Raw genomic sequence first — 24,853 nt, 5'->3', positions numbered from 1 at the left:
GCACCAATCGCTGCCGGCAAGGCGTAGCCGAGGGTGCCGTAACCGGTCGAGGCATTGAACCAACGGCTCGGGTGATCCGGGTTGAACGTCAGGTTGCCGGTGTACACCGGTTGCGTGGAATCGCCGACGAATACGGCGTTCGGCAATTCATCGAGCACGATGTCGAGGAAACGGGTTTGTGCGAGGGTCGGCGCGTCCCAGCTCGCGGCCAGTTCGGCGCGCAGTTTACCGGCACGGGCCTGACCCCAATCGCGGCTGCGCGCGGCAAGTTTTTCCTGCGACAGCGAGTTCAGCAAGGCTTGCGCGGCATTGCGCGCATCGGCCACCAGCGCCAGGTGCGGCGGGTAGTTACGCACGGTCTGGTCGGCGTCGATATCGATGCGCAGCAGTTTGCCGGGAATCTCGAAACCGCCAGCGAAGGTCACGTCGTAATCGGTCTCGGCCAATTCAGTGCCGATGGCTAGAACCACATCGGCATCAGCGACCAGCGCGCGGGTGGCGACCAGCGTCTGGGTCGAGCCGATCAACAGCGGATGGGTACCCGGCAGCATGCCTTTGGCATTAATCGTCAGCGCCACTGGAGCGTCGAGCAACTCGGCAAGTTTAGTCAGCTCCGGCGCTGCGTCGATGGCACCGCCACCGGCCAGAATCAGCGGACGTCTGGCTTCAGCCAGCAGCTCGCTCATGCGTTTGACGGCCGCAGGCGCAGCGCCGGCGCGGTCGATATTGACCGGCACACTGGCGAGCAAGTCATCAGCGTTTTCGACCAGCACGTCCAAAGGAATTTCGATGTGTACCGGACGCGGACGACCGGCCTTAAACAACGCAAAAGCACGCGCCAGCACCACCGGCAATTCAGCAGCGGACATCAAGGTATGCGAGAACGCCGCAACACCTGCGACCAGTGCGCTCTGATTCGGCAACTCATGCAGCTTGCCGCGCCCGCCGCCCAACTGACTGCGCGATTGCACACTGGAGATCACCAGCATCGGGATCGAATCGGCGTAGGCCTGGCCCATGGCGGTGGTGATGTTGGTCATGCCCGGCCCGGTGATGATGAAGCACACTCCCGGTTTGCCGCTGGTGCGCGCATAGCCGTCAGCCATGAAACCGGCGCCCTGCTCATGCCGAGGCGTGACGTGGCGAATGCTCGAACGCGCCAGCCCGCGATACAGCTCCACGGTGTGTACGCCGGGAATGCCGAACACCTGCCCGACCCCATAACCTTCGAGTAACTTGACCAGTACTTCGCCACACGTCGCCATGTCGATTGCCCTTCTCGCTCGCTGAAAACACCGAACCAATGTGGGAGCGAGCCTGCTCGCGAAAGCGGTGTGTCAGGCAACAGAGATGTTGAATGTCAGACCGCATTCGCGAGCAGGCTCGCTCCCACAGGGTCCGTGGAATGGCTTCATTGGAACGGTCGGCAGGTAGCGGCAACAATCGATTAAAAGTCATACTAGCCATGTCCTCACGTCATACCTTGGTTCCCCATGAAACGACTGCCTCCTCTGCCCGCCCTGCATACGTTTTTGATCACCGCGCAGTGCTGCAACTTCACCCGCGCCGCTGAGCAGTTGCACATCACCCAGGGCGCGGTGAGCCGGCAGATCGCCGGGCTGGAAGAGCATCTCGGTTATCCGCTGTTTATCCGTCTGGCCCGTGGCCTGGCGCTGACCGCCGAAGGACGTGAATGGCTACCGCGAGTGGAAAAAGTCTTCGGCCTGATCAGCGAAGCGACCGAGCAAATCGGCCTGCAGCGCGAAACCCTGCAACTCAAAGCGCCGAGCTGCGTGATGCGCTGGCTGCTGCCGCGCTTGCTGCAATGGCAGAAAGACCGCCCGGACGTGCCGGTGAAACTCACGGCCTCGCTGCAACACGGCGTGGATTTTCAGCGCGAGCAATTCGATGCAGCGGTGATCTACGGCCCGCCGCCCGACAACTCGCCGGGCGCGTTGCACCTGTTCGACGAGCAGCTGACACCGGTGTGCTCGCCGCTGTTGCTCAAGGGGTCGCCGGTATTGAATGCACCGGCGGATTTGCAGCAGCATCTGTTGCTACATCCGACGCACGATATTCAGGATTGGTCGGTGTGGCTGAACGCAGCCGGGCTGCAGTTGAACAACATCGGCAGCGGCCAGCATTTCGAAACGCTGGATCAGGCGATGTCGATGGCGTCCCACGGGACGGGGGTGGCGATCGGGGATTGGTCGTTGATTGGTGATGACTTGCGCGCGGGGCGGCTGGTGATGCCGTTTGAGTTGAAGGTGAAGACGGGGCTGGCGTATTACGTGGTGTTGCCGCCGGGGATCGAGGCATCGCCGCCGCTTGAAGAATTGATGATTTGGTTGGTTGAGCAGGCGCATTTGCGGTGAGGCTGTTTCCCCTCACCCTAACCCTCTCCCAGAGGGAGAGGGGACTGATCGGGGGATGCTATAGAAATACGCCGACGTGAAATTACTGTGTTGAATCCATAATCGACTCGATTTTTCAGGTCGATGTAGGAAGCAATACGCCTCGGTCGGCTCCCTCTCCTTCGGGAGAGGGCTGGGGTGAGGGGAAGCTGTAAATCAATAACCAACAGTAAACCGCTGACGCGAATGCTTCGGCGTTTCCACTTCGTCGATCAGCGCAATCGCGTAATCAGCAAAAGTAATCCAGCTACGCCCCTCGGCACTCACCAGCAAATGATCCTGACCGACGCGGAAAGTACCCGTGCGCTCACCTTCGACAAACTCCGCCGACGGCGAAAGGAACGTCCAGTCCAGCTCCTGCTCCTGACGCAACGCCTCAAGAAACGCCGCACCGGCACTGGCTTCAGCTTTGTACTCTGCCGGGAAACCCGCGCTGTCGATCACCCGTGTGTCGTCCGGCAGCAACAAAGAACCGGCACCGCCCACCACCAACAGACGCTTCACTCCCGCCTGCTTCACTGGCCCGACAATAGCGCTCGCAGGAACGGTAGCGAAATGCGCGGCGGTGATCACCACATCGTGACCAGCCACCGCGTCTTGCAACGCTGTCGAATCCAGCACATCGACATTCTTGCTGACCACACCGTTACGCGCGCCGATCTTCGAGGTGTCGCGGGCGATAGCGGTGACGCTATGGCCACGACGCAGGGCTTCTTCCAGCAGTTGGCTACCGGCGCGGCCGGTGGCACCAATGATTGCGATCTTGCTCATGAAATTCTCCAGTTGGCTTGAGAGTGCTGCGTTTTCAGATTCGACTTACCACTGCATTTCGCCCTTGGCGACCTTCGCGCTCAGCTCCAGCGAGCTTTCTTCGCCGAGTGTCGGGTAGCGCTTTTTCATTGCGGCGATCAGTGCGGTGGAATCTTTGGCCTTGGCAGTTTCAGCATCGAAAGCCTTGATGTAGTCGGCGGTGAATTTCACGCTGGCCAGCGAACGGCTGCTGTTGCCAAGGTAATGACCCGGCACCACGGTGTTCGGCTTGAGGGTTTCGATCGAGTGCAGGGTTTCCAGCCAGTCGGCGTGGGATTGCGCGGTCTGGGTGTCGGCCATCCATACGTGAATGTTCTCGGCGACAACCACACCACCGACCACGGCTTTGAGCGACGGGATCCACACAAAGCTGCGATCCGGCTGCTTGCCCTCGAGGCCGACCACCTGCAATTTCTCCCCTTCGAGCATCAGGCTGTCACCCATGAGCACACCCGGCACGATGGTTTTCGCCGGAATATCAGCACCCATTTTCGGGCCCCAGAAAGCCAGTTTGCCGGCAACGGTTTTGTTGATGTGATCAACGGTCGGTTGCGAAGCCAGCACCTTGGCGTCCGGGAAGGCCTGGGTCAGGGTGTCGAGGCCGAAGTAGTAATCCGGGTCACCATGGCTGATGTAAATGGTGGTCAGGTGCTTGCCGCTGGCGCGGATCTTTTCCACCACCTGTTCAGCCTGGGACTTGCCGAATTGTGCATCAACGAGGATCGCGTCTTTCTCACCGCTGACCAGCACCGAGGTCACCGGGAAAATCGCGTTATTCCCCGGATTGTAGACATCGAGAGTCAGGTTGGCAGCAGCGGCATGCGCGGCGAAACCCAGGGAAGCGGTGGCGAGCAGAACTCGTTTGAGTGTGGTGAAGCCGATCATCTGTTGCTCCGGTATCCGAATGCCGTGTTTGGCGATGGGACAGAGCTTAGTTGCCTGACTCGGTACAAAAAATGCGATGCTTGAACATAGTTTGTTTCTGAAAGCGGGCAAATCATGGATCGTCTTCAAGCAATGCGGGTGTTTGTCACCGTGGTGGATCTGGGCAGCCAGTCGGCAGCGGCTGATCATCTTGACCTTTCGCGACCGGTGGTTTCACGTTATCTGGCGGAGCTGGAGGACTGGGTCGGCGCACGCCTGATGCACCGCACCACACGCAAATTGAGCCTGACCGCCGCCGGCAGCGAGATCCTGCCGCGCTGCCGACAGATGATCGAACTGTCGACGGACATGCAGGCGGCCGTCAGCGAGCCCCACGATGCCCCGCGCGGCTTGCTGCGGATCAGCGTCAGCACTTCGTTTGGCCAGGCACAACTGGCGGATGCGATGGCCGCTTACGTCAAACGCTACCCCGGTGTCAGCATCGATCTGCAAATGCTCGATCGCACGGTGAATCTGGTGGATGAGCGCATCGATCTGGCGATTCGTACCAGTAACGATCTCGACCCCAACCTGATCGCGCGACGCCTGACCGTTTGTCGTTCGGTGGTCTGCGCCGCGCCGGCTTATCTGCAAGAACACCCGGCGCCGTTACAGGTCGAGGAGTTGAGTCGACACAACTGCCTGACGCACTCGTATTTCGACAAAAGCCTGTGGCATTTCGAGGAGGATGGCGAACCGGTCTCTGTGCCGGTACAGGGCAATATCAGCGCCAACGAGGCCAGTACGATATTGCGCGCGACACTGGCCGGCGCGGGGGTGGCGATGCTGCCGACCTATCAGGCCGGGGTGCATATTCACAGCGGTGAGCTGGTTCGCCTGCTGCCCCATGCCGAGCCGCGGCAGATGAGCATCTACGCGGTGTACGCCTCACGCAAACACATGCCGGCGGCGCTGCGCAGCATGCTGGATTTTCTGGTGCTCAGATTCCCTGAAAACCCCGAATGGGATACCGGCCTGTAAACCCGTTTAACTGTGGGAGCGAGCCTGCTCGCGATAGCGGTGTGTCAGACACCTTTGCATTGGCTGATAAACCGTATTCGCGAGCAGGCTCGCTCCCACAGTTGTCTATGAGTTTGCTGAATACCGGGTTACAACCCTGAGCGCACTCGCTGGCAACTCCCCGCCGCTGACCTATGCTGAAAGTAATACCGCAAGGTATGCGTTCAGAGGTCTACGCCATGAACATCAAAACAAGAAGGTACTTCGCGATTTTCATCACCTGCGCCGCGACGCTGGCGCTGTACGGCACCGCCGCCTGGCGGGTCGAACAGCTGCGACAGCTGCCGCGCGAGTATGCGAGCTGCAATTTCGAGCGCTGTATTCCGCACAATGCCACGCTGAATGCATTGCGCTGATTTAGCTGCCTGGAATGTGATCCTGTGGGAGCGAGCCTGCTCGCGAACGCGGTGTGTCAGTCAATATTGATGCTGAATGACACACCGCATTCGCGAGCAGGCTCGCTCCCACAGTAGACCGCAGCGCTTAGAGGATTATTGCTCGGCCTTCAGGCTGTCGCGGAAAGCCTTTGGCGAGATCCCCACCCGGCGTCGAAACAGGCGCGTGAAGTTGGTCGGATCGGAAAACCCCAACAACTCCGACATCTCGTAAATCGTCATGCTGGTGTACGTCAGCAAACGCTTGGCCTCCAGTAACTGCCGTTCATGCATGATCTGCAACGCCGGTTGCCCCGCCAATTCTCGGCAGGTGCCGTTGAGGTGCGACACCGAAATCCCCAGGCGATGCGCCAAGTCCTCGACCTTCACGTGCTGGCGATATGTCTCTTCGACCAATTGAATAAAACCATTGAGGTATTCGCGCTGACGTTGCGGCCGCTGACTGGCTTTGTGCCGCACGATCGCCTGACGGCTGACCCAGACCATGATCACGCTGACCAACGAATGCATGAGCATTTCACGTGCTGGTTGATGACCGTTGTATTCGGCCTGCAACGCCGAGAACAGGCTGTTGAGGTAATCGCCGTCGTTGCCGGCCGGGTAGTTTTCTGCACTGGCCAGCGCGTGTACCGAATCGCCCAGTTGCGCCTGCAAATGGTTGATCAGCGGCGTGGCGAGGGTAACGATGAAGCCTTCGACGTCTTCGGAAAAACGAAAGCCGTGCACCGACAACGGTGGCAGCACTTGAATGGCCGGGGTGTCGAGTTGCGTGCGTTGCCCTTCGATCTCAAGCTCTGCCTGACCTTTGAAGACGAAGAGTAACTGGCACAAATCAGCATGGCGGTGGGGTTTGATTTCCCACTCGTGTTCGCGACTGCGGGAGGAAATGGTTTCACAGTGCAGCAAGTCGGGGGTCGGCCAGTCCAGGCTTTCACCGTAGAGCTTGAACACTGGAATCGAAGGCAGCTCAGGCTTGTTCATCACTTCAATCCAGGCCTCGGGGTTGTGGGCGATAATCGCACCGATTGGCAGAATGTACAGGTATCGGCTCAGTTTTCACCTTCAATTGACAGACCCGCAAGGGAAAAATGCAAGCACTCGATCCATAAAAATCATTCACCGGTCTTGGCCGCGTGAAGCTTGCGAGTCATAAAAACAATGAAAACGCTGAAAACCCAAGTCGCCATTATCGGCGCCGGTCCGTCCGGATTGCTCCTCGGTCAGTTGTTGCACAACGCCGGCATCGACACCCTCATCCTCGAACGTCAGACACCCGATTATGTCCTCGGGCGCATCCGCGCCGGTGTGCTTGAACAAGGCATGGTAGAGCTGTTGCGTCAGGCTGGCGTGAGTCAGCGCATGGACGCCGAAGGACTGGTGCATGGTGGTTTCGATCTGGCCCTGGACGGGCGTCAGGTGCACATCGATCTGCACGCATTGACCGGCGGCAGGACCGTGATGATCTACGGCCAGACCGAGGTGACTCGCGACCTGATGGCCGCTCGTCGGGAGGCCGGCGCGCCGACGATTTACCAGGCGAGCCATGTCGTTCCTCATGGCATGAAAAGCGACGAGGCGTTTGTCACCTTTGAAAAGGACGGCGAAACCTTTCGCGTCGATTGCGACTACATCGCCGGCTGCGATGGTTTCCATGGTGTAGCCCGGCAGTCGATTCCGGCCGATAGTTTGAAAGTCTTCGAGCGGGTTTATCCGTTTGGCTGGCTGGGGATTCTCGCCGACACCCCGCCGGTGCATGACGAATTGGTCTACGCCCGCCATGAACGCGGCTTCGCCCTGTGCAGCATGCGTTCGGCCACCCGCACCCGCTATTACCTGCAAGTGCCGGCGGATGAAAATGTCGATGACTGGAGCGATCAGCGCTTCTGGGATGAATTGAAAAATCGCCTGCCGGTGGCGCTTGCCGAGAAACTGGTTACCGGCCCATCGATTGAAAAAAGCATCGCGCCGCTGCGCAGTTTTGTCGTTGAGCCGATGCAGTACGGACGGATGTTTCTGGTCGGAGACGCCGCGCATATCGTCCCGCCCACCGGCGCCAAGGGTTTGAACCTGGCCGCCAGTGACGTGAGTACGCTGTTCAATATTCTGCTGAAGGTTTACCGCGACGGCCGCACCGATCTCCTGGAGAAATACTCGGAAATCTGCCTGCGCCGCGTGTGGAAGGCCGAGCGCTTTTCCTGGTGGATGACCTCTATGCTGCATCGCTTCGATGATCACGACGCTTTCAGCCAGCGCATCAGCGCCTCGGAACTGGACTACTTTGTCAGTTCAGAAGCAGGGCGAAAAACCATTGCAGAAAATTACGTCGGACTTCCGTACGAGGCTATCGAATAGCTTCCTACCGACTTACACTGGCGAGCATCCCCGCTCGCCTGACGATCTGCGGGACTCTCACTGCCCGCAGGTTTTGCCCGTGACCAATCTCAATCACCCCGAAACGCCCAAACCGGCCATTCGCAGCGTGCTGGTCGCGTTGATGATGGCGATCTTTCTCGGCGCGCTGGATCAGACCATCGTTGCTGTATCGATGCCGGCCATCTCTGCTCAGTTCAAAGATGTCAGCCTGCTGGCCTGGGTGATTTCCGGGTACATGGTCGCGATGACGGTGGCCGTGCCGATCTACGGCAAGCTCGGTGACTTGTACGGGCGGCGCAAACTGATGCTGTTCGGCATGGGCCTGTTCACCCTCGCCTCACTCTTTTGCGGCATGGCGCAAAGCATGGAGCAACTGGTGCTGGCGCGGATCCTTCAGGGTATTGGCGCCGGCGGGATGATCTCGGTGAGTCAGGCGATCATCGGCGACATCGTGCCGCCGCGTGAACGCGGGCGCTATCAGGGTTACTTCAGCAGCATGTACGCGGTGGCCAGTGTCGCCGGCCCCGTGCTCGGCGGTTACATGACCGAATACCTGTCGTGGCGCTGGGTGTTTCTGATCAACCTGCCGCTGGGCCTCGGTGCCTGGTGGGTGGCGCGACGCAATCTGCGCGGGCTGCCGATTCCGCAACGCAAACCGATCATCGACTACCTCGGCACGCTGTTGATGATCATCGGCCTGACTGCGCTGTTGCTGGGCATCACGCAAGTCGGTCAGGGCCATGCGTGGCGCAGCAGTGAAGTGCTCGGGCTGTTTGCTTGTGCGGTGGTGGTGCTGGCGGTATTTGTCTGGCATGAGCGGCGTGCACGTGAGCCATTGCTGCCGATGCACCTGTTCGCCAACCGCAACGCGCTGCTGTGCTGGTGCACGATTTTCTTCACCAGTTTCCAGGCGATTTCGCTGATTGTGCTGATGCCGCTGCGCTTTCAGACCGTCACCGGTGCCGGAGCTGACAGCGCCGCTTTGCACTTGTTGCCATTGGCGATGGGGTTGCCGATTGGTGCATTTTTCGCTGGCCGGCGCACGTCGATCACCGGACGCTATAAGCCGCAGATCCTGATGGGCGCCATCCTGATGCCGATTTCGATTCTCGGCATGGCCTTCAGCCCGCCGGAAGCAACGCTGCTCAGCGGCCTGTTCATGCTGCTCTGTGGCATTGCCGGTGGCATGCAGTTCCCGACATCACTGGTCGGCACACAGAACTCGGTGGAGCAACGCGACATCGGCGTAGCGACCAGCACCACTAACCTGTTTCGCTCTCTCGGCGGCGCGGTGGGCGTGGCGTTGATGTCGGCGCTGCTGTTGGCGTTGTTGCAAGATTCGAGTTTCGCCCATCTGGCCAGCAGTTCGCTGATGAGCGAGGGGCATTCCGGCAACGTTTTGCTCGACGGTTTGAACGCCGCGCCCGGGGAGGCGCAGAACGCCTTGCGCGCGGAGTTGCTGGTGACATTCCGGCATTTGTTGTGGGTGAGTGCAGCGGTGTCGCTGCTGGGGTTGGCGGCAGCGATTGCGATGCCGAACAACCTGCTGCGCGGGCGCGAGCATGGCGCCAAATAACCGCAACACCACAACCCCCTGTGGGAGCGAGCCTGCTCCGGGCGGCGATCCGACGAAAGCGGTGTGTTGATCGTTCCCACGCTCTGCGTGGGAAATGTCTCAACGGACGCTCTGCGTTCAGCTTTGGATGGGACGCAGAGCGTCCCGGGCTGCATTCCCACGCGGAGCGTGGGAACGATCATCCTTCAAGGGCTGTAGTAACCCACGGCGACAAGGAAATGCCCGGCCTTTTTCAGGTAGGCATGCTTGTCCTCGACCTTGCCGGTCACCGGGTTTTTCCAGCGGTATTCATATTCGCCCTCATCCTGCTTGGCGATCAGCGCCAGAATCGGCTCGCCCACCGGTTTGCCTTCCGGATCCTTGACCTTACTGAAGTCGGTGTTGATCAAACGCAGATTGGTGCCGTGGGCGACGTAGCGCTGGGTGTTCAGATCCACCACAAACACGTACAGGTCATCCTGCAAATAGCCGCCTTTGAGCGAGTTGATTGCCGTCAACGTGCCCTTCTCGTCTTTGCCCAAATCAGTCGCCGCTTTGTCGAGCAACGCCCTGGCCTGCTCCGCCGACGCTCGCGGCAAGTAGTAACCCACTGCCAGAATTCGCTGGCCGATGCGCTGGTAATACACGTGTTTGCGCTCGACCTTGCCATCGGCCCAGTTCTGCCAACGGTACTCAGCCTGCTGGATGCCATTGCCTTCCGGCACTTTCAACGCGTCCTTGAAGGTTTTCTGCAGATCCGGGCCGAGCACTTCACTGACGTCACGACCGATCAACGCTGATGAAGGCCCGCCGCTGGCGAGCATCACGCCTTTGGTGTCGACCACAAACACGTAGCGGTCCTTGTCGACGAACTCGCCCTGACGACTAAACGCGGCGAACGCCTTGTCGCCATTGTCGTGGTAATAGGCCAGGGCTTTTTCCAGCAAGGCAATGGCGGCCTGACTGTCATCCTTGGCGGTCGTGGCGGCGCTGGCCTGGCCGAAACCGGCCAGTAACATCACGCCGATCCAGGCCACTTTATGCAAAAACCCCATAGCGCATCCCTCGTTTTTGTTGGTGTTTCAAGAGCGTAGACGGCTTGGGGTGATGTATGGATATTCAGAGGGTTTCTGAACGTTTCGCGGATCCTGTGGTGAGGAATGACCCCACCACAGGTGATCAGGATTCAAGGCCGGGAATTGATCTGTTGCTGCAAATTCTGGATCTGCGCCTGAAGGGTATTGATGTTGCGGGTCATCTGCCCACGGAAGGCATCGAACTCAGCAGTATTGCCGCCACCCTGAGGAGCCGCCGGGCGGTTGTCCTGCTCGCTTTTGAGTACAACGATTTCCTGTTCGAGACGATCGATCGCCGCGCTCGGGTTGCCCTGCTTCTTCAACGCCGCAATATCAGCGCCGAGGCTTTTGAACTGAGCGTCAAAGGCCTTCAACTGGGCATCGACCTTGCTGGTGTCGGCCGGCGTGCTTTTCACCGTCGCCAGTTCCGCAGTCAAGGCTTTGACCTGCGCCTGCAACTGGGTATTGGCGTTCTGCTGTTCGGTGGTCTGCGCGGTCATCTGTGCCAAACGCTTGTCCAGATCACTGGCCTGCCCCGCGACGCCTTGCTGCTGCTTGCTCTGATCGAGCAGCTTGCCTTCGAGCTGTTTGATTTGCAGCTTCAGAGCCTCGCTGTCACTGGTGACGTTGGACTGACTGGCGACGACCTTGCCGGAAATATCCTGCAGGCGGCCGGCCGCTTCTTCGCTGATCCGCGCGAAGCTTTCCTGAGTCGCGACCAGTTGCTGCTCCATCAGCGAGATCTGCTGGAAGCTCCACCAGGCGAGGCCGATGAAGGCGAAAAACAATGCGCCGACCAAGGCCCACAACGGGCCGGTGCTGGCCGTCTTGACCTTGACTACCGGCGGCGTGCGCGAGTGCACAGAGGTGCGGGCGGTGGTCGGAATGTCATCGTCGTCGAAGGCGTCGGCACGCAGGCTCGGGACATCATCGAAATCGTCGTGGGCATCATTACGCATGGACATTGAGGCAACCTTTGTGAAACGCGGTGATGGCTAAATGCTGCGAAGTATAACCGCCGCAGCCGCAGGGATTGACCCCCAAGCGGCTACACGGTTCATTGCCGCCCGGCCGAATCGTTTCAACGGATGTCCTGAGCTTTCCACCACGCGCAGAACTCATCCAGCGCCGACCACAGGCTGACTTTCGGATCGTAGTCCAGATAATGCCGGGCGCGGCTGATGTCGAGGGTGAAATTTTTTTTCATCACCTGCATGCCCAAGCGCGACAAGGTTGGCTCCGGACGCCCGGGCCAGAGCTTGCACACCCCTTCATTGAGCGCCGCAACGCTGTAGGCCAGACCATACGAACGGTACTTGGTAACCTGCGGTACTTCCATCCTGCGCATCACGTAATTGACCACATCCCACAACGGCACCGGCGCGCCATTGCTGATGTTGTAGGCCTTGCCCAGCGCGGAACCGGCGGCCAGCAAACTGCTGAGCATCGCTTCATTAAGGTTCTGCACGCTAGTGAAATCGACTTTGTTCAGGCCATTGCCGATGATCGCCAGACGGCCCTTGCGCTGCATGTTGAGCAAACGCGGGAAGATGCTCATGTCGCCGGCGCCAGTGACGAAACGCGGGCGCAGGGCGATGGTTTCGAGGCCGAATTCCTGGGCTCCGAAGACCTTTTGCTCGGCCAGGTACTTGGTCGCGGCGTAGTGATGCTTGAAACGCTTGGGCACTTGCTCTTCGGTCAGATTGAGATGATCGCGGCCATCAAAATAGATCGATGGCGACGACAGATGCACCAAACGCCGGACGCGCTGCTTCAGACAGGCTTCGACGACGTTTTCGGTGACCTGCACGTTGCCTTGATGGAAGTCCTGATAGCGGCCCCACAGTCCGACAGCACCGGCGCAATGCACCACGGCTTCGACGTCCGAGCACAGTTCGCGTACCAGGTCGGGATCGGTCAGATCGCCGGGCACAAACTCGGCACCACGGCGCACCAGGTGTTCGACGCTCTCGGCCCGGCGACCGTTGACCCGCACGTCCAGGCCCTGCTCCAGGGCGAAACGCGCAAAGCGTCCGCCAATGAAGCCGCTTGCGCCGGTGACCAGAATTTTCATGTAACGCTCCGATGTCTTTCGTTTTGCCTGATTCGAGTGTCTTGACGCTGGCCGTCAGTCCAACGGCACCAGCCATTGCGCCGATGAACGCAGCAATTGCTCGGTCAGCAAGCCCAGCAGCTGACCGCCATTGCGCCAATGATGCCAGTACAACGGCACATCAATCGGTTTATCTGGCAACAGTTCGCGCAACACACCGCGTTGCAGTTGATCGCGCACTTGCAGTTCCGGCACCAGCCCCCAGCCGAGTCCGGCTTCGGTCAGGCGGATAAAACCTTCCGAGGACGGGCACAAATGGTGTTCGAATCCACCATCGACGCCTAGCGAGGCGAGATAGCGATGCTGCAGAAAATCGTCCGGGCCGAACACCAGCGCTGGCGTGCGCGGCAATTGTTCGGCGCGTACGCCGTCGGGGAAATGCCGCTTGATGAACGCCGGGCTGGCCAGCGCGCGATAACGCATCGCCCCCAGCAACACGCTGCGCGCGCCCGCAACCGGACGCTCACTGGCGCAAAGGCACGCGGCCACTTCACCGGCGCGCATGCGTTTGAGGCCGACGGTCTGGTCTTCGACAATCAGATCGAGCAGTAAATGTTGTTCGGCGCAGAAGTCGCCTACCGCTTCGGCCCACCATGTGGCGAGGCTGTCAGCATTCAATGCAATGCGCAGACGCTCCGGCAGGCCCTCTTCGTCCAAGGCGGGCACCAGGGTTTGCAAGTCGCGCTCAAGCAAACGCACCTGCTGCACATGATTGAGCAGACGCCGGCCTATTTCGGTCGGCGACGGTGGCGTGCCGCGAATCAACACCGGCTGGCCGACCCGCGCTTCAAGCAATTTGATCCGTTGCGAGATCGCCGATTGCGACAAGCCCAGTACCTGCGCGGCCCGTTCGAATCCGGCCTGCTCGACCACGGCGGCCAGAGCCGAAAGCAATTTGTAGTCGAACATCAGTTTTCCTAATGAGCGATCAGCACTATTGGTTTTTCTTATACAGGTTTCGACCGGAGAATAGCCAGCAAGCACTCTTTCTCAAGGAACACACTCATGGCTGGCGAAACTTCACTCACGACTTTGTTGCGCAGCATGAGCCCGCAACTCAACGCCGGCGAATACGTGTTCTGCACCTTGCGCGACGGGCAGTTGCCCGATGGATTAGAGGTGGTCGGCAGCTTCCGTGAACAGGAAGGTCTGACCGTGATTGTCGAACGTTCCCGCGCCGAACAGGCCGGTTTCAGCTTCGATTACGTCGCCGCGTGGATCACCTTGAATGTGCATTCGGCGCTGGAAGCCGTCGGCCTCACCGCCGCATTCGCTACGGCACTGGGCAAGTCCGGGATCAGTTGCAACGTGATTGCCGGCTATTACCACGACCACTTGTTCGTCGGTCAGGCCGATGCCGAACGCGCCATGCAAGTGCTGCGCGATCTCGCAGCCAACGCGGAGTAAATCTTATGTGGCAAAGCTATGTGAACGGCCTGCTGGTGGCGTTCGGACTGATCATGGCGATCGGTACGCAGAACGCTTTTGTATTGGCGCAGAGCTTGCGCCGAGAGCACCACTTGCCCGTGGCGGCGTTGTGCGTGGTTTGCGATGCGCTGCTGGTGGCGGCCGGAGTATTCGGGCTGGCGACGATTCTGGCGCAGAACCCGACGTTGCTGGCGATCGCCCGTTGGGGTGGCGCGACTTTCTTGATCTGGTACGGCAGTCAGGCGTTGCGCCGGGCCTGTTCGAAACAGAGCATGGATCAGGGCGAAAACCAGACCGTGCGTTCGTTGCGCGCAGTGATGCTCAGCGCGTTGGCGGTGACGCTGCTCAACCCGCATGTTTACCTGGATACGGTGTTGCTGATTGGCTCGCTCGGCGCGCAGCAATCGGTGCCGGGGGCTTATGTGGTCGGGGCTGCGAGTGCTTCGCTGTTGTGGTTTTTCACCTTGGCATTGGGTGCAGCTTGGTTGGCGCCATGGTTGGCGCGTCCGAGCACCTGGCGGATTCTCGATCTGGTGGTGGCGTTGATGATGTTTACCGTGGCTGGGCAATTAATTTTCGCGAGCTGATTTATTCCAAACAGCTCTGGAACCTCTATCCCACACAGTTGTTGCGTGGTTATGCCGCAACCCCGGTGCTATGATCGAAACCCTGCGCCGCAAAGAGTAAAAACTCGCCGGTGCATTTCTGGCCGCCCGTGATCGGCCTTGCGCTCACCGCAACAGACCTGATTAGGAGAATCATCATGGCTTTCGAATTGCCGCCGCTGCCTTACGCACACGATGCCCTGCAGCCGCACATTTCCAAGGAAACCCTGGAATACCACCACGACAAGCACCACAACACCTATGTCGTGAACCTGAACAACCTGGTGCCAGGCACCGAGTTCGAAGGCAAGACCCTGGAAGAAATCGTCAAGACTTCCTCGGGCGGTATCTTCAACAACGCCGCTCAGGTCTGGAACCACACTTTCTACTGGAACTGCCTGGCGCCAAACGCCGGCGGTCAACCAACCGGCGCGCTGGCTGAAGCCATCAACGCTTCGTTCGGTTCGTTCGACAAGTTCAAGGAAGAGTTCAGCAAAACCTCGATCGGCACCTTCGGTTCCGGCTGGGGCTGGCTGGTGAAAAAGGCTGACGGTTCCCTGGCCCTGGCCAGCACCATCGGCGCCGGCAACCCGCTGACCAGCGGCGACACCCCGCTGCTGACCTGCGACGTCTGGGAACACGCTTACTACATCGACTACCGCAACGTTCGTCCGAAGTATGTCGAAGCGTTCTGGAACCTGGTCAACTGGAAGTTCGTTGCTGAGCAGTTCGAAGGCAAAACCTTCACCGCTTAAGCTGCGCGCCAGTCAAAAAACCCGGCTTTTGCCGGGTTTTTTTATGCCTGTAATTCGTAGGCACTGCCGGAACCTGCGAGCACTCAACGCTTTTGATCTCCTGTAGGAGCTGCCGAAGGCTGCGATCTTTTGGCATCTTCAAATACGCCGAAGATCAAAAGATCGCAGCCTTCGGCAGCTCCTACATAACAATGGCGTATCTCTCACGATTAAAGCTGTCTGTCGCTGCTTGCTGCCGTGCCACAGCGGGCTACCATCAAAAAGACGAAAAAATGCGGCAAACCGCTCAAGTTGAGGGCCGAAACTACCGACACAGTACAAATAGGGCTAATACTCCAAACAGCAGCATTTCGGCCAAGGCCACGGGCAAATGACCTTGGGCCTGATTGTCCCTTTGACTGCCAACTCGGGATTGCCAATACTCATGGCAACTTGACGCTACCCGCACGGAACAAGGAATAACCCTTTGAAGCTGGAACTCAAGAACAGCTTGTCGGTGAAGTTGCTCCGGGTCGTGCTCCTGTCGGCATTGATCGTCGGCGTAGTCTTGAGCTGCGCGCAGATTGTGTTCGATGCCTATAAAACCCGTCAGGCGGTTGCCGGCGACGCCGAACGCATCCTCGACATGTTCCGCGATCCCTCGACTCAGGCCGTTTACAGCCTTGATCGGGAAATGGGCATGCAGGTGATCGAAGGCCTGTTCCAGGACGATGCCGTACGTCAGGCCTCCATCGGCCATCCAAACGAAGTCATGCTCGCGCAGAAATCCCGCGACCTGCAGCATTCCAGCAGCCGCTGGCTGACCGACCTGATTCTCGGCCAGGAGCGCACCTTCACCACGCAACTGGTGGGGCGCGGCCCGTACAGCGAGTATTACGGCGACCTGAGCATCACCCTCGACACTGCCACCTATGGCGAGGGGTTTATCGTCAGTTCGGTGATCATCTTCATTTCCGGTGTGTTGCGTGCTCTGGCCATGGGCCTGGTGCTGTATCTGGTTTATCACTGGCTACTGACCAAGCCGCTGTCGCGAATCATCGAGCACCTCACCGAGATCAACCCGGATCGCCCCAGCGAACACAAGATTCCGCAGCTCAAGGGTCACGAGAAAAACGAATTGGGCATCTGGATCAACACCGCCAACCAATTGCTCGAATCGATCGAACGCAACACCCATCTGCGCCACGAGGCGGAAAACAGTTTGCTGCGCATGGCTCAGTACGATTTCCTCACCGGTCTGCCGAACCGCCAGCAATTGCAGCAGCAACTGGACAAGATTCTGGTCGACGCGGGCAAGCTGCAACGCCGGGTTGCGGTGTTGTGCGTCGGGCTGGACGATTTCAAAGGCATTAACGAGCAGTTCAGCTACCAGACCGGCGACCAATTACTGCTGGCGCTGGCTGATCGTCTGCGCGCCCATAGCGGCCGCCTCGGCGCCCTCGCCCGCTTGGGCGGCGACCAATTCGCGCTGGTGCAGGCCGACATCGAACAGCCTTATGAAGCGGCAGAGCTGGCGCAAAGCATTCTCGATGATCTGGAAGCGCCGTTCGCCCTCGATCACCAGGAAATCCGCCTGCGCGCGACCATCGGCATCACCCTGTTCCCGGAGGATGGCGACAGTACCGAGAAGCTGTTGCAGAAAGCCGAGCAGACCATGACCCTGGCCAAGACCCGCTCGCGCAACCGCTATCAGTTCTACATCGCCAGCGTCGACAGCGAGATGCGTCGTCGTCGCGAGCTGGAAAAAGACCTGCGCGATGCGCTGTTGCGCGATCAGTTCTACCTCGTCTATCAGCCGCAGATCAGCTATCGCGATCACCGCGTGGTCGGGGTCGAGGCGCTGATTCGCTGGCAACACCCGGAACACGGTCTGGTGCCTCCAGACCTGTTCATTCCGCTGGCCGAGCAAAACGGCACAATCATCGCCATCGGCGAATGGGTGCTCGATCAGGCCTGCAAGCAATTGCGCGAATGGCACGATCAGGGCTTCGCCGACCTGCGCATGGCGGTCAACCTGTCTACCGTGCAACTGCACCACGCCGAGTTGCCGCGCGTGGTCAACAATCTGCTGCAGATGTACCGTCTGCCACCGCGCAGCCTGGAACTGGAAGTCACCGAAACCGGCCTGATGGAAGACATCAGCACCGCCGCCCAGCACTTGCTGAGCCTGCGCCGTTCCGGCGCGTTGATTGCCATCGACGACTTCGGCACCGGCTATTCATCGCTGAGTTATCTGAAAAGCCTGCCGCTGGACAAAATCAAGATCGACAAGAGCTTCGTGCAGGATCTGCTTGATGACGACGACGATGCGACCATCGTTCGCGCGATCATTCAGTTGGGCAAGAGTCTCGGCATGCAGGTGATTGCCGAGGGCGTGGAAACCGCCGAACAGGAAAGCTACATCATTTCCGAAGGCTGCCACGAGGGTCAGGGTTATCACTACAGCAAGCCGCTGCCGGCGCGCGAGCTGAGCGCCTATCTCAAGCAAGCGCAACGCACTAACGCGGCCATTCTCTAGACGATCAAAAGATCGCAGCCTGCCGCAGCTCCTACACGAATCGCATTCCCCTGCCGCAGCTGTCGAGTGCAACGAGGCTGCGATCTTTTGATCGGTGCCATCACACCGGCGTAAATAAGAAATATTTCCAGCCACAACCCTTTACACATAATGCGAAAGATTTGCATTATGTCGCAGTTTTGCGCACCCCCAGCGCGAGTCCACTCAACTATCGAAGCAGGATGTTCGCCATGATTCGTATGCCTCTGGCTACCGCCAGTCTGCTGGCCATCGCTATTTCCCTCGCCGGTTGCGGCGAAGGCAAAGACAAGGCTGCCGCTCCGGCCACGCCGACTCCAGCCGCCAGCACCACCGCACCTGCGGCTGCGCCGGCCGCGGCCGGTAAAGTCGATGAAGCCGCCGCCAAGGCTGTGGTCGCGCACTACGCCGACATGGTCTTCGCCGTTTACAGCGATGCCGAATCCACCGCGAAAACCCTGCAAACCGCCGTCGACGCGTTCCTCGCCAAGCCGAACGCCGACACCCTGAAAGCCGCCAAGGCTGCCTGGGTCGCCGCGCGCGTTCCGTACCTGCAGAGCGAAGTGTTCCGCTTCGGCAACACCATCATCGACGATTGGGAAGGTCAGGTTAACGCCTGGCCGCTGGACGAGGGTCTGATCGACTACGTCGACAAATCCTACGAGCACGCACTGGGTAACCCGGGCGCCACCGCCAACATCATCGCCAATACCGAAGTTCAGGTCGGCGAAGACAAGGTCGACGTCAAAGACATCACCCCGGAAAAACTCGCCAGTCTCAACGAGCTGGGCGGTTCCGAAGCCAACGTCGCCACCGGCTACCACGCCATCGAATTCCTGCTCTGGGGCCAGGATCTGAACGGCACCGGCCCTGGCGCTGGCAACCGTCCTGCATCCGACTACCTGGAAGGCGCCGGCGCCACTGGCGGTCACAACGATCGTCGTCGCGCCTACCTGAAATCCGTGACTCAACTGCTGGTCAGCGATCTGGAAGAAATGGTCGGTAACTGGAAGCCGAACGTGGCTGACAACTACCGCGCCACTCTGGAAGCCGAGCCAGGCGAAACCGGTCTGCGCAAAATGCTCTTCGGCATGGGCAGCCTGTCACTGGGCGAACTGGCCGGCGAGCGCATGAAGGTTTCCCTGGAAGCCAACTCCCCTGAAGACGAGCAGGATTGCTTCAGCGACAACACCCACAACTCGCACTTCTACGATGCCAAAGGCATTCGTAACGTCTACCTGGGCGAGTACACCCGTGTTGACGGCACCAAGATGACCGGCGCCAGCCTGTCGTCGCTGGTCGCCAAGGCTGACCCGGCTGCCGACACCGCACTGAAAGCCGATCTGGCCGCTACCGAAGCGAAGATCCAGGTCATGGTCGATCACGCCAACAAGGGTGAGCACTACGACCAGTTGATCGCTGCGGGTAACACCGCTGGCAACCAGATCGTTCGCGACGCGATCGCGTCCTTGGTCAAGCAGACCGGTTCGATCGAAGCCGCTGCCGGCAAACTGGGCATCAGCGACCTGAACCCGGACAACGCTGATCACGAGTTCTGATCACAGCGTCCGATTCAAAAAAAGGCGACCTTCGGGTCGCCTTTTTCATACCTGCCAAACACAAACCCCTGCTTCAGGGGTGTACCCAATATCAAGTGCGCCACCCATCCCTGTGGGAGCGAGCCTGCTCGCGAAGGCTGTATCGGCCGCCACATTTTCAGCGCGTCGGACACCGCTTTCGCGAGCAGGCTCGCTCCCACAGGGTTTACATGGACTTCAAGGCTTGCGCCATATCAAGCAAACGATAATTCCTCTTATTCAATCACCCCGGCCCTGTTAGACTTTGCGCCTTTGTTTTCGCCCGTCCGCAGGATGTCTGATGCCCTCGCTGCCTCTTCGCTTGTCCGCACTGTTGCTGGCCCTGGGCCTAAGTGCCTGCGATGACGCCCCGCGTTTTACCAAGGCCGAGCCTGGTGAAGCACGCTCGGGCGGAGCGGCGACCGTGCGCAAGACCGATCAGAACGCATTCTCGTTGCCTTCAGCGAATCTGCCACCATCGCGTCGGGTGGATTTCAGCGTCGGCAACAGCTTCTTCCGCAGCCCGTGGGTGATCGCGCCATCGACCACCACCGCGCGCGATGGCCTCGGCCCGTTGTTCAACACCAACGCTTGTCAGGGCTGCCACATCAAGGACGGCCGCGGTCATCCGCCACCACCGGATGCGCCTAACGCTGTGTCGATGCTCGTGCGCCTGTCGATTCCCGATGCGCCGGAGTTTGCCAAAGTCATTGAACAGGTTGGCGTAGTGCCGGAGCCGGTATACGGCGGCCAGTTCCAGGACATGGCCGTGCCCGGCGTCGCCCCCGAAGGCAAAATGCGCGTCGACTACACACCGGTGCCCGTGCGTTTCAAGGACGGCACCGAAGTCGAATTGCGCAAGCCCGTCTTGCAGATCACGCAGCTAGGCTACGGCCCGATGCACCCGGACACGCGTTTTTCCGCCCGCGTCGCGCCGCCGATGATTGGCCTGGGCCTGCTCGAAGCAATCCCCGAAGAAGCCATCCTCGCCAACGCCGCCGCTCAGGCAAAAGAGAAAAACGGTATCAATGGCCGCCCAAATCAGGTCTGGGATGATGCGTTGCAAAAAACCGTCATGGGCAGATTTGGCTGGAAAGCCGGGCAACCGAACCTCAATCAACAAAATGTTCACGCGTTTTCCGGCGATATGGGTCTTACGACAAGTTTGAGACCCTTCGATGACTGCACCGACGCGCAAACTGCCTGCAAACAGGCCCCGAACGGCAATGGCCCGAACGGCGAACCGGAAGTCAGCGACAACATCCTGCGTCTGGTGTTGTTCTATAGCCGCAACCTCGCCGTGCCTGCACGCCGTGGCGTTAACGATGCAGACGTCATCGCCGGCAAGAACCTGTTTTTCCAGGCTGGCTGCGATTCGTGCCACACGCCGAAATACACCACCGCCGCCAACGCCGCCGAACCTGAATTGGCCAATCAGGTGATTCGCCCGTACACCGATCTGCTGCTGCATGACATGGGCGACGGTCTGGCCGACAACCGCACGGAATTCCAGGCCTCCGGCCGCGACTGGCGCACACCGCCGTTGTGGGGGATTGGCCTGACGCAAGCGGTCAGCGGACACACGCAGTTTTTGCATGACGGTCGCGCGCGCAATCTGCTCGAAGCGGTGCTGTGGCACGGCGGCGAAGCGCAAGCCGCGCAGCAACAGGTTTTGTCTTTCAATGCCGAGCAGCGTGCCGCGCTGCTGGCGTTTTTGAACTCACTTTAAACACTGATAAAGAATCGGGAGCCCGACATGTTCCGTCCCAAGCTACTGTTCACCAGCCTTGCCGCCCTCGCCCTCGGCGCTTGCTCGCCACAGGATCCGCAAGCGGTCACCTCGGCGGCCATCGCCAAATCGGTGATCCTGCCGACCTACACCCGTTGGGTCGAAGCCGACAAGCAACTGGCGGTCAGCGCCCTCGCCTACTGCCAGGGCAAAGAAACCCTGGAAACCGCCCGCGCCGACTTCCTGCATGCACAGAAAGCCTGGGCCGAGTTGCAACCGCTGCTGATCGGGCCGCTGGCCGAGGGCAACCGTTCGTGGCAGGTGCAGTTCTGGCCGGACAAGAAAAACCTCGTCGGCCGTCAGGTCGAGCAACTGGTGGTCGCGCAACCGCAGATCGATGCCGCCGCACTGGCCAAATCCAGCGTTGTCGTGCAAGGCCTGTCGGCCTACGAATACATCCTGTTCGACGCCAAACCTGACGTGGCCAACGAAGAACAAAAAGCCAAATACTGCCCACTGCTGATCGCCATTGGCGAGCGCCAGAAGCAACTGGCTGAAGAGATTCTGCAGAACTGGAACAACACCGACGGCATGCTCGCGCAGATGACCAAGTTCCCCAACCAGCGCTACGCCGACTCCCACGAAGCGATCGCCGATCTGCTGCGCGTGCAAGTCACCGCGCTGGACACCCTGAAGAAAAAGCTCGGCACGCCAATGGGTCGCCAGAGCAAAGGTGTGCCACAGCCATTCCAGGCTGATGCATGGCGCAGCCAGTCGTCCCTCACCGCGCTGGAGGCCAGTCTCGCCGCCGCCAAAACCGTCTGGGAAGGCGTCGACAACAAAGGCCTGCGCGGTCTGTTGCCGGCTGAGCAAAAGCCATTGGCCGACAAAATCGATGCCGCTTACGCCGCTTCGCTGAAACTGTTCGACAGCACCCAGCGTTCGCTCGGCGAAATGCTTGAAGACGACGCCGGTCGTCAACAACTGAACGATATCTACGACAGCCTCAACGTCGTCCATCGCCTGCACGAAGGCGAACTGGCCAAGGCGCTGGGCATCCAACTGGGCTTCAACGCCAACGACGGTGACTGATGAGGGCAACTGCCATGCTGCGACGTCAGGTTCTGACTTTAGGTAGTGCACTGCTGGGAGCAGTGACGCTGGGCGGCTGGACGCTGTTCAAACGCAAGGATCAGAGCCCGCTGTTGCTGTCGGCGCGCGACGACACCGACGGCAAGCACTACGCCGTCGGTTATCGGCTGGACGGCACCCGGGTGTTCGCCACCGAAGTCGGCCAGCGTTGCCACGACATCATCAATCACCCGACGCAGCCAATCGCGCTGTTTGTCGCACGTCGCCCGGGCACCGAAAGCTACCTGATCGACCTGCGCGACGGTAAGTTGCTGCAGACGGTGACCTCGCAGCCGAACCGGCACTTCTACGGTCACGCCGTGGTACACAAGGACGGCGAATACCTGTACGCCACCGAGAACGACACCACCGATCCCGGTCGTGGTTTGCTCGGCGTGTACAAGTTTGAAGGCGAGCGGCTGGTGCACAGCGGTGAGATTTCCACCCACGGCCTCGGCCCGCATCAGGTGTCGTGGATGCCCGATGGCGAGACGCTGGTGGTGGCCAATGGCGGGATTCGCACCGAGGCGGAAAGCCGCGTCGACATGAACCTCAACGCCATGGAGCCGAGCCTGGTCCTGATGCAGCGCGACGGTACTTTGTTGAGCAAGGAAACCCTCGCCCAGCAGATGAACAGCGTGCGTCATCTGGGCATCGCCAGCGACGGCACCATCGTTGCCGGTCAGCAATTCATGGGCGCCTCGCATGAGCGTTCGGAGTTGCTGGCGATCAAACGTCCGGGGCAGCCGTTCGTGGCCTTCCCGGTGCCGGAGCATCAGTTGCAGTCGATGGGGCATTACACCGCCAGTGTTGCCGTGCATAGCGACTTGCGCCTGGTCGCGCTGACGGCGCCGCGTGGCAATCGCTTCTTCATCTGGGATCTGGACAGCGGCGAAGTGCGCCTCGATGCGCCGTTGCCAGATTGCGCCGGTGTCGGTGCAGTGAAGGACGGCTTTGTCGTGACCTCCGGCCAAGGCCGTTGCCGTTACTACGATTGCCGCCAGGATGAGTTGTTGGCCAAGCCGCTGGAATTGCCGGCGGGGCTCTGGGACAACCATTTGCACTTGATGGCCTGAAGCACCTTTAAAAGATCGCAGCCTGCGGCAGCTCCTACAGGGATATCACCCTTTACTGTAGGAGCTGCCGCAGGCTGCGATCTTTTTGCTCCCCCCTGTAAGAACTGCCAGTTGGAATCCCCCCTGTACTCGGAGTAATGTGCCCGCCTGTCTCACCTGATTTATCCAAGGAACTGGAAATATGCTGCGTCGCCGCATGCTGATCATGTTGGGTGTTGTTTTGTTGATCGTCCTGGTGCTGGGCGGGTACAAAGCCTTTTCGATCTACACGATGATCCAGGGCTTTTCCAAGCCGAAACCGCCGATCAGCGTCGCCGTGGCCAACGCCAGCGAGCAGCCATGGCAGCTGCGCCTGCCAACCGTCGGCACGCTCAAGGCGCTACAAGGTGTCGAGTTGAGCCTGGAAGTCGCCGGCACCGTCACCGAGCTCAAATTCGAATCCGGACAGAAGGTCAAGGCCGGGCAACCTTTGCTGCAACTCGACAGCGCCGTCGAGACCGCCCTGCTGGAAACCGCCAAGGCTGATCTGGGTCTGGCGCAACTGGACTTCGGTCGTGGCAGCCAACTGGTCGATAGCCGTGCCATTTCCAAAGGCGAGTACGACCGGCTCTCGGCGGTTCTGCAAAAGAACAAGGCCACGGTCAATCAGCTCAACGCCTCGCTGGCAAAAAAACGCATCCTCGCGCCGTTCAGCGGCACCATCGGCATCCGTCAGGTCGATGTCGGCGACTACCTCGCCAGCGGCACCAAAATCGCTACGTTGCAGGATTTGAGCAGCCTCTACGCCGACTTCTACCTGCCCGAACAATCGGTGCCGAAACTGGCCATCGGCCAACCCGTACAGATCTCGGTTTCGGCTTACCCCGGGCAAAATTTCGCCGGCAAGATCAGCGCGATCAACCCGATCGTCGAAAGCACCACGCGCAACATTCTGATCCGCGCCACCCTGGCCAACCCCGACGGCAAACTGCTGCCGGGCATGTTCACCAGCCTTGAAGTGCTGCTGCCCGACCCGCAGAAACATATCGTGGTGCCGGAAAGCGCGATCACCTACACCCTCTACGGCAACTCGATCTACGTGGTCGGGCAGAAGAAAGCCGAAGATGGCAGCGTCGAAAAGGATGACAAGGGCCAACCGGTGCTGATCGCCGAACGCCGTTTCATCGAAACCGGTGAACGCCGCGATGGCCTGGTGATGATCAACAAGGGCGTGCAGAGCGGCGAACAAGTGGTGACGGCTGGCCAGATCAAACTGGACAACGGCGCACACATCGCCATCAGCGACGACAAGACCCTCGGCGAGCAGAACAGTCCGCCTCGCGCCGACTGATCAAGG

Annotated in this window: 22 protein-coding genes; 14 read left to right on the top strand and 8 right to left on the bottom strand. The window is 59.9% G+C overall.

Going from position 1 to position 24,853, the window contains the following annotated elements; all coding sequences use genetic code 11:
- Positions 1 to 1,265 (bottom strand): 5-guanidino-2-oxopentanoate decarboxylase (locus F8N44_RS26545; RefSeq protein WP_150652388.1); only part of this gene is annotated, 1,265 nt, incomplete at its 3' end.
- Between the two features lie 228 nt (positions 1,266 to 1,493).
- Between F8N44_RS26545 and F8N44_RS26540 the strand changes: the two genes are divergently transcribed.
- Positions 1,494 to 2,375 carry a LysR substrate-binding domain-containing protein gene (locus tag F8N44_RS26540; protein WP_150652387.1) on the top strand — a complete coding sequence of 294 codons (882 nt, stop codon included), beginning with the start codon at positions 1,494 to 1,496 and terminating at the stop codon, positions 2,373 to 2,375.
- Positions 2,376 to 2,570: 195 nt separating this feature from the next.
- On the opposite strand, the gene F8N44_RS26535 is transcribed toward F8N44_RS26540, so the two are convergent.
- Positions 2,571 to 3,185, bottom strand: coding sequence for an NAD(P)-dependent oxidoreductase (locus F8N44_RS26535; RefSeq protein WP_150652386.1), 615 nt, complete (start codon positions 3,183 to 3,185; stop codon positions 2,571 to 2,573).
- Between the two features lie 45 nt (positions 3,186 to 3,230).
- On the bottom strand, positions 3,231 to 4,109 hold the full coding sequence (locus tag F8N44_RS26530; protein WP_150652385.1) for an MBL fold metallo-hydrolase: 879 nt from the start codon (positions 4,107 to 4,109) through the stop codon (positions 3,231 to 3,233).
- Positions 4,110 to 4,223: 114 nt separating this feature from the next.
- Here F8N44_RS26530 and F8N44_RS26525 point away from each other — a divergent pair, with 114 nt between their 5' ends.
- The gene (locus tag F8N44_RS26525; RefSeq protein WP_224794818.1) at positions 4,224 to 5,129 is read left to right on the top strand and encodes a LysR family transcriptional regulator; all 906 of its coding nucleotides are present in this window, start codon (positions 4,224 to 4,226) and stop codon (positions 5,127 to 5,129) included.
- 218 nt (positions 5,130 to 5,347) lie between these two features.
- Complete coding sequence (locus F8N44_RS31430) at positions 5,348 to 5,524, top strand: hypothetical protein (protein ID WP_008085463.1); 177 nt, start codon at positions 5,348 to 5,350, stop codon at positions 5,522 to 5,524.
- A 135-nt stretch (positions 5,525 to 5,659) separates the two neighbouring features.
- Here F8N44_RS31430 and F8N44_RS26520 read toward each other — a convergent pair whose 3' ends face one another.
- Positions 5,660 to 6,544, bottom strand: a complete 885-nt coding sequence (locus F8N44_RS26520; protein ID WP_116030017.1) for a helix-turn-helix domain-containing protein — start codon at positions 6,542 to 6,544, stop codon at positions 5,660 to 5,662.
- A 186-nt stretch (positions 6,545 to 6,730) separates the two neighbouring features.
- On the opposite strand from F8N44_RS26520, the gene pobA reads away from it, so the two are divergent.
- Both pobA and F8N44_RS26510 read left to right on the top strand, forming a co-directional pair.
- Positions 6,731 to 7,915, top strand: a complete 1,185-nt coding sequence (gene pobA, locus F8N44_RS26515; RefSeq protein ID WP_412071561.1) for a 4-hydroxybenzoate 3-monooxygenase — start codon at positions 6,731 to 6,733, stop codon at positions 7,913 to 7,915.
- Positions 7,916 to 7,994: 79 nt separating this feature from the next.
- Positions 7,995 to 9,512, top strand: a complete 1,518-nt coding sequence (locus F8N44_RS26510; RefSeq protein ID WP_150652383.1) for an MDR family MFS transporter — start codon at positions 7,995 to 7,997, stop codon at positions 9,510 to 9,512.
- A gap of 185 nt (positions 9,513 to 9,697) precedes the next feature.
- Here F8N44_RS26510 and F8N44_RS26505 read toward each other — a convergent pair whose 3' ends face one another.
- The 4 genes from F8N44_RS26505 to F8N44_RS26490 all read right to left on the bottom strand — a co-directional run bounded on the left by F8N44_RS26505 (position 9,698) and on the right by F8N44_RS26490 (position 13,589).
- Complete coding sequence (locus F8N44_RS26505; protein ID WP_150652382.1) at positions 9,698 to 10,546, bottom strand: cache domain-containing protein; 849 nt, start codon at positions 10,544 to 10,546, stop codon at positions 9,698 to 9,700.
- A gap of 131 nt (positions 10,547 to 10,677) precedes the next feature.
- Positions 10,678 to 11,532, bottom strand: coding sequence for an ATPase (locus F8N44_RS26500; RefSeq protein WP_150652381.1), 855 nt, complete (start codon positions 11,530 to 11,532; stop codon positions 10,678 to 10,680).
- 116 nt (positions 11,533 to 11,648) lie between these two features.
- Entirely contained in the window at positions 11,649 to 12,641 is a 993-nt protein-coding gene (locus F8N44_RS26495; protein ID WP_150652380.1) for an NAD-dependent epimerase/dehydratase family protein, read from the bottom strand.
- Positions 12,642 to 12,695: 54 nt separating this feature from the next.
- On the bottom strand, positions 12,696 to 13,589 hold the full coding sequence (locus tag F8N44_RS26490; RefSeq protein ID WP_150652379.1) for a LysR family transcriptional regulator ArgP: 894 nt from the start codon (positions 13,587 to 13,589) through the stop codon (positions 12,696 to 12,698).
- A 96-nt stretch (positions 13,590 to 13,685) separates the two neighbouring features.
- Between F8N44_RS26490 and F8N44_RS26485 the strand changes: the two genes are divergently transcribed.
- From F8N44_RS26485 to F8N44_RS26440, 9 genes are all read left to right on the top strand, one after another.
- Positions 13,686 to 14,087: an ACT domain-containing protein gene (locus F8N44_RS26485; protein WP_150652378.1), complete on the top strand. Its 402-nt coding sequence runs from the start codon at positions 13,686 to 13,688 to the stop codon at positions 14,085 to 14,087.
- Between the two features lie 5 nt (positions 14,088 to 14,092).
- Positions 14,093 to 14,695: a LysE/ArgO family amino acid transporter gene (locus F8N44_RS26480; RefSeq protein WP_016986684.1), complete on the top strand. Its 603-nt coding sequence runs from the start codon at positions 14,093 to 14,095 to the stop codon at positions 14,693 to 14,695.
- Between the two features lie 176 nt (positions 14,696 to 14,871).
- The gene (locus F8N44_RS26475) at positions 14,872 to 15,468 is read left to right on the top strand and encodes a superoxide dismutase (protein ID WP_008085479.1); all 597 of its coding nucleotides are present in this window, start codon (positions 14,872 to 14,874) and stop codon (positions 15,466 to 15,468) included.
- Between the two features lie 466 nt (positions 15,469 to 15,934).
- Positions 15,935 to 17,986 (top strand): putative bifunctional diguanylate cyclase/phosphodiesterase, encoded by a 2,052-nt coding sequence (locus F8N44_RS26470; RefSeq protein ID WP_150652377.1) that lies wholly within the window; start codon positions 15,935 to 15,937, stop codon positions 17,984 to 17,986.
- A 230-nt stretch (positions 17,987 to 18,216) separates the two neighbouring features.
- Positions 18,217 to 19,563: an imelysin family protein gene (locus F8N44_RS26465; protein WP_038366845.1), complete on the top strand. Its 1,347-nt coding sequence runs from the start codon at positions 18,217 to 18,219 to the stop codon at positions 19,561 to 19,563.
- Between the two features lie 319 nt (positions 19,564 to 19,882).
- Positions 19,883 to 21,310 carry a di-heme oxidoredictase family protein gene (locus tag F8N44_RS26455; protein WP_150652376.1) on the top strand — a complete coding sequence of 476 codons (1,428 nt, stop codon included), beginning with the start codon at positions 19,883 to 19,885 and terminating at the stop codon, positions 21,308 to 21,310.
- Between the two features lie 27 nt (positions 21,311 to 21,337).
- Positions 21,338 to 22,402: an imelysin family protein gene (locus tag F8N44_RS26450; protein ID WP_127929577.1), complete on the top strand. Its 1,065-nt coding sequence runs from the start codon at positions 21,338 to 21,340 to the stop codon at positions 22,400 to 22,402.
- 14 nt (positions 22,403 to 22,416) lie between these two features.
- Positions 22,417 to 23,517: a DUF1513 domain-containing protein gene (locus F8N44_RS26445; protein ID WP_095191953.1), complete on the top strand. Its 1,101-nt coding sequence runs from the start codon at positions 22,417 to 22,419 to the stop codon at positions 23,515 to 23,517.
- Between the two features lie 181 nt (positions 23,518 to 23,698).
- Positions 23,699 to 24,847: an efflux RND transporter periplasmic adaptor subunit gene (locus F8N44_RS26440; RefSeq protein WP_150652375.1), complete on the top strand. Its 1,149-nt coding sequence runs from the start codon at positions 23,699 to 23,701 to the stop codon at positions 24,845 to 24,847.
- Positions 24,848 to 24,853 lie beyond the last annotated feature (6 nt).

It is taken from the genome of Pseudomonas fluorescens, assembly GCF_902497745.1.
GTDB lineage: Bacteria > Pseudomonadota > Gammaproteobacteria > Pseudomonadales > Pseudomonadaceae > Aquipseudomonas > Aquipseudomonas fluorescens_BM.
The sequence above is the reverse complement of the archived record's forward strand: the minus strand, read 5'-3'. Positions and strand labels throughout refer to the sequence as shown.